6 protein-coding genes are annotated in these 7,580 nt (G+C 69.2%); 3 read left to right on the plus strand and 3 right to left on the minus strand.

From position 1 onward, the window contains the following. Positions 1-668: 668 nt before the first annotated feature. Positions 669-1,628 carry an aldo/keto reductase gene (locus M2421_RS18475; RefSeq protein WP_259209549.1) on the minus strand — a complete coding sequence of 320 codons (960 nt, stop codon included), beginning with the start codon at positions 1,626-1,628 and terminating at the stop codon, positions 669-671. 243 nt (positions 1,629-1,871) lie between these two features. Between M2421_RS18475 and M2421_RS18480 the strand changes: the two genes are divergently transcribed. Both M2421_RS18480 and M2421_RS18485 read left to right on the plus strand, forming a co-directional pair. Further along, positions 1,872-2,663, plus strand: coding sequence for a methyltransferase (locus tag M2421_RS18480; RefSeq protein WP_259209562.1), 792 nt, complete (start codon positions 1,872-1,874; stop codon positions 2,661-2,663). A 49-nt stretch (positions 2,664-2,712) separates the two neighbouring features. Then, positions 2,713-3,252: a pseudouridine synthase gene (locus M2421_RS18485; protein WP_259209563.1), complete on the plus strand. Its 540-nt coding sequence runs from the start codon at positions 2,713-2,715 to the stop codon at positions 3,250-3,252. 66 nt (positions 3,253-3,318) lie between these two features. On the opposite strand, the gene M2421_RS18490 is transcribed toward M2421_RS18485, so the two are convergent. Together M2421_RS18490 and hrpB are read right to left on the minus strand one after the other, a co-directional pair. Then, a complete protein-coding gene (locus M2421_RS18490) occupies positions 3,319-3,708 on the minus strand; it encodes a hypothetical protein (RefSeq protein WP_259209551.1) in 390 nt (129 codons plus the stop codon). Positions 3,709-3,869: 161 nt separating this feature from the next. After that, the gene (gene hrpB, locus M2421_RS18495) at positions 3,870-6,374 is read right to left on the minus strand and encodes an ATP-dependent helicase HrpB (RefSeq protein WP_259209554.1); all 2,505 of its coding nucleotides are present in this window, start codon (positions 6,372-6,374) and stop codon (positions 3,870-3,872) included. Between the two features lie 102 nt (positions 6,375-6,476). Here hrpB and M2421_RS18500 point away from each other — a divergent pair, with 102 nt between their 5' ends. Next, the gene (locus tag M2421_RS18500) at positions 6,477-7,292 is read left to right on the plus strand and encodes a TatD family hydrolase (protein WP_259209555.1); all 816 of its coding nucleotides are present in this window, start codon (positions 6,477-6,479) and stop codon (positions 7,290-7,292) included. The last annotated feature ends 288 nt before the right edge of the window (positions 7,293-7,580 follow it).

Raw genomic sequence — 7,580 nt, forward strand, 5'->3', positions numbered from 1 at the left:
TGCACCAGCAGGCGGATGTCGCGTCGGATCCGAGCATCCCGGCATACGCCACGACAACGTCGCGCGCACCAGGCAGGCGGAAAAGCCTGCGCCGTTGAGATAATCGAATTGACGACGCATCAATATCGGGTGACCGATATCAATATGTCATGCACATAATCCCCCGTCGCCCGTGCCCCACACCAGGGCACAGCGCTTGCGCGCCTCGACACGACACGTCCTTGTGGTCAGGCAGTCCTTGCCCGGGTGTGGACGATGGGGAGATACGGCATGGAGATCCTGGGGTGAGGCGACGCCAACGCAAACGAAAACGCCCCCGGATGCAGCATCCGAGGGCGTTGGCGTGCCTCGGAGATCGGTGACCGATCTCCGTGCAGGAAAGATCAGTCGGTGGTCAGTGCATCTGCTTTCCCCGCGCTATCGCACGGACGCAGCGCGCTGTGCGCAGCGTGCAGTCGGTTGGCGATGGCGGAGAAACAACGGTGCATGACGGGCTCGGTTGGGTGGATGGGTGCCGCACACTGCGGCGATGGGCGCGAACATTACCGGGGTTTGTTTCAGTCCGCAAGCAGAAAATGAAACTTTTTTATTATTTCGTCGTTTCGCCCGCATCGAAAACGATGCAGCCGCCCTGCGGCGGCTGCGTGTCATCGGCGATGGACGGCGACTCAGTCCTGCTCGGCGCTCGCTGCATCCAGTTGCGCCACGTCCTCGGCCGACAGTCGCACCTGCGCGGCGGCCAGCACGTCCTTCAGCTGCTCGACGCTGGTGGCACTCACGATCGGCGCGGTGATGCCGGGGCGTGCGATCAACCAGGCCAACGCGACCTGGGATGCGCTCGCGCCGTGCTTGCCGGCGATGTCATCCAGTGCAGTGAGGATGCGCAGGCCACGCGGGTTGAGGTACTTGTCCACCACGCTGCGCCCGCGTGCGCTGCTCTTGGCCGCATCCTCGGCACGCCGGTACTTGCCGCTGAGGAAGCCGCTGGCCAGCGAGTAATAGCTGATCACGCCCAGGCCCTGCTCGCGGACCAGCGGCTCCAGGCCGGCCTCGTAGCCGCTGCGGTCGTACAGGTTGTACTCCGGCTGCAGCGTCTCGTAGCGGGGCAGCTTGTAGTCGGCCGATACCTTCAGCGCATCGTGCAGGCGGCTGGCGCTGTAGTTGGAGGCACCGATGGCGCGTACCTTGCCCTGTTCGATCAGGCGCCCGAACGCTGCCAGGGTGGTCTCCAGCGGGGTGGACTCGTCGTCCTCGTGCGCCTGGTACAGGTCGATCACGTCGGTCTGCAGGCGGCGCAGCGAATCCTCCACGGCCGCGGCGATGTTGTCGGCCGACAGGCCCGGGCGCTCGGCCCATTTGGCCACTTTGGTCGCCAGCACCACCTTGTCGCGCTTGCCGCTGTGCTTGAACCACCGGCCCAGGATGGTTTCCGATTCGCCACCGGCATTGCCCGGCACCCATGCCGAGTACGCATCGGCGGTATCCACCAGGTTGAAGCCGGCATCGACGAATGCATCCAGCAGGGCGAACGAGGTCTTTTCGTCTGCGCTCCAGCCGAACACGTTGCCACCGAAGGCGATGGGGGCGACCTGGAGGCCGGAACGACCGAGTTCACGCGTAGCAGTCATGGGTGATGTTCTCCCTGGGAATCGTTTCCACAGGATACGGCCGACGTGGTGACAGCGTTGCGGCAACAGGCACAAAACAGTGTTCCGGATTGCTGCGTCGCACTAACGTTTTGTGAACACCTGTACACGGTTGGCTGCTAGTCTCGCGCCATCCCGCTACCGGAAGCCCCGCCGATGAAAGCCCGTTCGTTGACCTGTGCCTGCCTGTTCACCGTCTCCACCCTGATGCTTGCCGCGCCGGCGATGGCGATCAAACCGGCCGGGCCGAACGCGCAGGTCGCGATCACGCCGGCCGTGCAGAAGGCGGTGCAGGACAGTCGCCGCGATCCGGCCAACGTCAAGCGCGATGCGTACCGCCATCCCGCGCAGACGCTGTCGTTCTTCGGCGTCGCGCCGGGCCAGACCGTCATCGAGGTCACCCCGGGCAACGGCTGGTATTCGGAAATCCTGGCCCCGCTGCTGCACGACTCGGGCCGCTACGTGGCCGCCGTGGTCGACCCGATGGCCGTGGCCGAAGGGCGCGGCCGCGACTACCAGCAGCGCAGCCGCGACGGCCTGGAGAAGAAGTTCGCCGGCACCCCCACGCTGTATGACAAGAGCACGATCGTGGCCTACGACCCGAAGGCGCCGACGTTCGGCCCGGCCAATTCCGCCGACGTGGTGCTGACCTTCCGCAACGTGCACAACTGGCGCAGCGCCAACCAGGCCGAGGGCATGTTCAAGGGCTTCTACAGCGTGCTCAAGCCGGGCGGCGTGCTCGGCGTGGTCGAACACCGCGCCAAGGCCGACGTGCCGGCCGATGACAAGACCGGTTATGTCGGCCAGCAGCAGGTGATCGCCATGGCCAAGGCGGCCGGTTTCGAACTGGCTGGCAGCAGCGAGATCAATGCCAATCCGCGCGACACCAAGGACCATCCCAATGGCGTGTGGACGCTGCCGCCGACCAACCAGCACGACAAGGCCGACGAGGCCAAGTACCAGGCCATCGGCGAAAGCGACCGCATGACCCTGCGTTTCGTGAAGCCGGCGCGCTGAGTTCGCCGGGGGATGGGACAATGGCCCATCCCCCGCGTTGTCCCGCCCGATGCTGATCGCCTTCAACAAACCCTTCAACGTGCTGTGCCAGTTCACCGACCGCAGCCAGCCGCCGCGGGCCACGCTGGCCGGTTTCGGCCTGCCGCCGGCGGTGTACGCGGCCGGGCGGCTGGACTACGACAGCGAAGGCCTGCTGCTGCTCACCGATGATGGTGGCCTGGCCCACCAGCTGACCGACCCACGGCACAAGGCCGACAAGACCTACTGGGTGCAGGTGGAAGGCAGCGTCGGGGATGACCAGCTGCAGGCGCTGCGGCGCGGCGTGGAGCTCAATGACGGGCCAACCCTGCCGGCGAAGATCGAGCGCCTCGATCCCGCGCCTGCGCTCTGGGCCCGCGATCCACCGGTGCGTTTCCGCAAGACCGTGCCCGACGCATGGCTGGCGATCACCCTGCGCGAAGGCCGCAACCGCCAGGTGCGGCGGATGACGGCGGCCGTCGGTCTACCCACGCTGCGGCTGGTGCGGGTGTCGATGGGCGCGCACGCGCTCGATGACCTACAGCCCGGCCAATGGCGCGAGATCCGGTAGCGCAGCCAAAAAAAAACCGCCGGGCGTTGCCGGCGGTTTCGATGCGTCAACGCTGACCCGCAAGGATCATGCGTCGCTGCCGATGTCGCTGTGTTCGTCCACCACGGTGCTGGCGCGACGGTTGCGGGCGCTGATGCGCTGCGCCTGGCCGTCCACCACCTCGCCGTTGGCGAGCTTCTTCTTCTGCTGCTTGCGGTACAGCGCGTAGCCGAGCAGGCCCACGCCCACCGCGGCGGCGGCGATGGTCACGGCCGGATTGCGGCGGACCACTTTCGCGGCGACCTTGCTGCCGGTCTTCACCGCGCCGAGGGCGGCGCCGGTCTTGATCCAGTCGGTGGCCTGCGGGCCGAAGTGGCGCAGGCTGCCGCCGGCATGCTTGAGGCCGTCGCCGGCGCTGCTTGCCAGATCCAGGGCGCGCTCGAGGGCGCGGTCGGTAATCACAGTCAGTCTGCTCATGGGGGGTCCTTTGCTTGGTTCCGATCCAGTGTGGGGCGTGGGCCGTGTAGGGCGTGTTAGCCGCCTGCCACGACCGGATCACGACTGTAGCTGCTTGCCCGGGCACCTGCCGTGGGACCGGATGACGCGGTCAGCCGGCAGCCATGAATGCGACGTTCGCGTCAGGTACCGCGGGGCTTGGCGCGGTGGGTGGCCGTGGCCGTCCACGGATCGTCCGGCCACGGGTGCTTGGGATAGCGGCCCTTCATTTCCTTTTTCACTTCGGCGTAGGTGTTGGCCCAGAAGTTGCGCAGGTCCTGGGTGACCTGCAACGGGCGGCCTCCCGGCGAGAGCAGGTGCAGGGTGAGGGCCACGCGGCCGTCGGCGATGCGCGGGGTGTCGGCCAGGCCGAACAGCTCCTGCAGCTTCACCGCCAGCACCGGGGCCTGCGGGCTGTGGCCGTCGGCGTCGAGCGCGTAGTGGATCGGGCGCTCCATGCCGGAGGGCACGCTGATGCGCACCGGCGCATGCCGGTCCACCGATTGGCGCTGCGCCCACGGCAGGGACGACTTCAGTGCCTCGCCCAGGCTCGCCTCGTCCAGTGTATCCAGGCGCGTCTTGCCGTTGAAGGCCGGCGTCAGCCAGGTGCGCAGGCTGTCCATCAGTGCCGTATCGGAGACGTCCGGCAGGTCGAGCTCGGGCATCCAGGCGCGCAGCGCCAGTGTGCGCGCCTGCCACTGGCGCAGGCCGTCGGTCCACGGCAGCGCATCGATGCCCAGTTCGGCCACGGCCTCGGTCAGCGCCTGCGCGGCGTGCGCCGGATCCACGCGTCCGGCCGAGCGGCTGTCCAGCACGATGCGGTCGAAGCGGGATTCGCGGCGCGCCACCAGGGCACGCTTGTCGGCATCCCAGCGCACCACGTCTTCCTGTTTGAAGCGGGCGGGGAAGTCGCGGCGCAGCCGGTTCTCATCGACCGGTGCGGCCCGCAGAAGCAAGGCATCGCGCGCTTCGTCGCGCAGCTCCACCGCCACCAGCCACGGCTCACCGCGCAGGTCGCTGGGATCGAACAGGCGCGCGCTGCGTCCGTTGGCCAGCAGGTACCGCAGGGGGTCGGTGGGATGGCGTGCGGCGATGCGGTCGGGGAAGGCGTGGGCGAGCAGGTCGCCGAGCCGGTGTGCTTCCACCGAGGTCGGTGGCGCCGCCTCGCAGCGCAGGCGGCGGCGCCACTGTTTGCTGGCCGCGTCGATGGTGGCCAGACCGCCCCGATTGGCCGTGTGCGGTGCACGGCCCTGGCGGAAGGCGGCCAGGGCGCGCCAGCGGGCGGCCAGCGCATCGCCGCCCTGGCGCAGCGGGTCGCGCGCTTCCACCAGTGCGGCCAGGTCGCAGGCCAGCGCCTGCTCCTCGCCGGCGCTGGCGGCCAGCAGCATCGCCGCCAGCCGCGGATGCGTGCCCAGGGTCAGCATGCGGCGCCCCACTGCGGTGAGCCCGCCGCCGTCGCTCAAGGCGCCGAGTCGTTGCAGCAGTTCGCGCGCGGCGGCCAGCGCACCGCTGGGCGGCGGATCGACGAAGCGCAGGTCGTCGCTGCCCCAGGCGGCCAGTTCCAGCGCCAACGAGGCCAGCTCGACCTGGGCGATCTCCGGCCGGCGCTGCGCCTCCAGGCGCTGCGACTGCGGCCACAGCCGCCACGCCCAGCCCTCGGCGACGCGGCCGGCACGACCGGCGCGCTGGTCGGCCGAGGCCTGTGCGATGTTCACCACGTCCAGCCGCGCGAAGCCGCTGTTGGGGTCGTAACGCGGCTCGCGCGCCAGCCCGGCATCGATCACCACGCGCACGCCGGGCAGGGTGACCGACGATTCGGCCACGTTGGTGGCCAGCACCACCCGGCGCTGGCCCTCGGGATCGGGCTGCAGCACGCGCGACTGCTGCTCCACCGGCAGCTCGCCATGCAGCGGCAGCACCTGCACGGTGGCCGGCAATGCCTGCTCCAGCGCGGCCTGGGTGCGCGCGATCTCGCGCTGGCCGGGCAGGAACACCAGCACGTCGCCGGGATGCTCGGCCAATGCCTGCTCCACCGCGCGGCGCGCCTGCGCCTCCAGCGCTTCCTCGCGGCGTGCAGGGAAATGGCTGATCGCCACCGGAAAGCCGCGGCCTTCGCTGCTCAGGCGCGGCGCGTCCAGGAACCGGGCCAGGCGCTCGCCATCCAGCGTGGCCGACATCACCACGATGCGCAGGTCCTCGCGCAGCTGCGCCTGCACATCCAGCGCCAACGCCAGGCCCAGGTCGGCGGCCAGGTGGCGCTCATGGAATTCATCGAACAGCAGCGCCCCCACGCCCTCCAGCATCGGGTCGTCCTGCAGCATCCGGGTCAGGATGCCTTCGGTCACCACTTCCACGCGGGTGCGCGCGGAGACCTTGTTTTCGAAGCGGATGCGGTAGCCGACCGTGCCGCCGACCTCGTCGCCCAGCTGGCGCGCCATGAACTGCGCAGCGCTGCGCGCGGCGACCCGGCGCGGTTCGAGCATGAGGATTTTGCGGCCCTGCAGCCACGGGGCGTCCAGCAGCGCCAGCGGCACCTGGGTGGTCTTGCCCGCGCCGGGTGGCGCTTCCAGGACCAACCGCGAGTGGGTGGCCAGTTGCGCGAGGATCTGCGGCAGCAGCGGGGAGATCGGGAAAATCGGCGTGCTCATCGGCCAAGGATACGGGCCGTGGGCGAGGGCGGCGAGACGCGTACGCCGGGGCCGTGCAGGCGGCACGGTAGAATGGGCGGGTTCACTGTCCTGTAGCCCCCCATGCACCTGATCGATATCGGCGCCAACCTCACCCATGATTCCTTCGATCGCGACCGCGATGCCGTGCTGGCGCGCGCGCGCGATGCCGGCGTGGTGCAGATGGTGATCACCGGCGCCAGCCGCGAGCACTCGCCGATGGCACTGGAGCTGGCGCGCCAGCACCCGGGGTTCCTCTACGCCACCGCCGGCGTGCATCCGCACCATGCGGTGGAATACACCGACGAGTGCGATGCGGAGATGCGTGCGCTGCATGCCCATGCCGAGGTGGTGGCGGTGGGCGAGTGCGGGCTGGATTACTTCCGTGATTTCGCCCCGCGCCCGGCCCAGCACCGCGCGTTCGAACGCCAGTTGCAGCTGGCCAGCGACGTGCGGGCTGCCGACGGCGCGCGCAAGCCGCTGTTCCTGCACCAGCGCGACGCGCACGCCGATTTCATGGCGCAGATGAAGAACTTCGATGGCACGCTCGGCGCGGCGGTGGTGCATTGCTTCACCGGCGAGCGCCAGGAACTGTTCGATTACCTGGACCAGGACTGGTACATCGGCATCACCGGCTGGCTGTGCGACGAACGCCGCGGCGCCCACCTGCGCGAGCTGGTCCGGCATATCCCGGCCAACCGGCTCATGATCGAGACCGACGCGCCGTACCTGCTGCCGCGCTCGCTCACGCCGATGCCCAAGGACCGCCGCAACGAGCCGATGTTCCTGTCGCATATCGTCGAGGAACTGGCGCGTGACCGTGGCGAGGATGTCGACGTCACCGCGGCCAACGCGACGGCGGCCACGCGCGCGTTCTTCCGCCTGCCCGACGCAGCCTGATCCCCGTGTGCCGGGCCATGCCCGGCAACCGCGCAACGCGCGGCCCACACCGTGCGTATTCAATGCCGGGCCCGGTAACGCCGAGTCATGCCCGGCAACCGCGCAACGCGCGACAGTGCCTGATCTGGTAGTGCCGAGCCATGCTCGGCAACCGCGCAACGCGCGGCCCACACCGGGCGTATTCAATGCCGGACCCGGTAACGCCGAGTCATGCCCGGCAACCGCGCAACGCGCGACAGTGCCTGATCTGGTAGTGCCGAGCCATGCTCGGCAACCGCGCAACGCGCG

The sequence above is a fragment of the Stenotrophomonas sp. BIGb0135 genome, from assembly GCF_024810105.1.
In the GTDB taxonomy this organism is placed as follows: domain Bacteria; phylum Pseudomonadota; class Gammaproteobacteria; order Xanthomonadales; family Xanthomonadaceae; genus Stenotrophomonas; species Stenotrophomonas maltophilia_AB.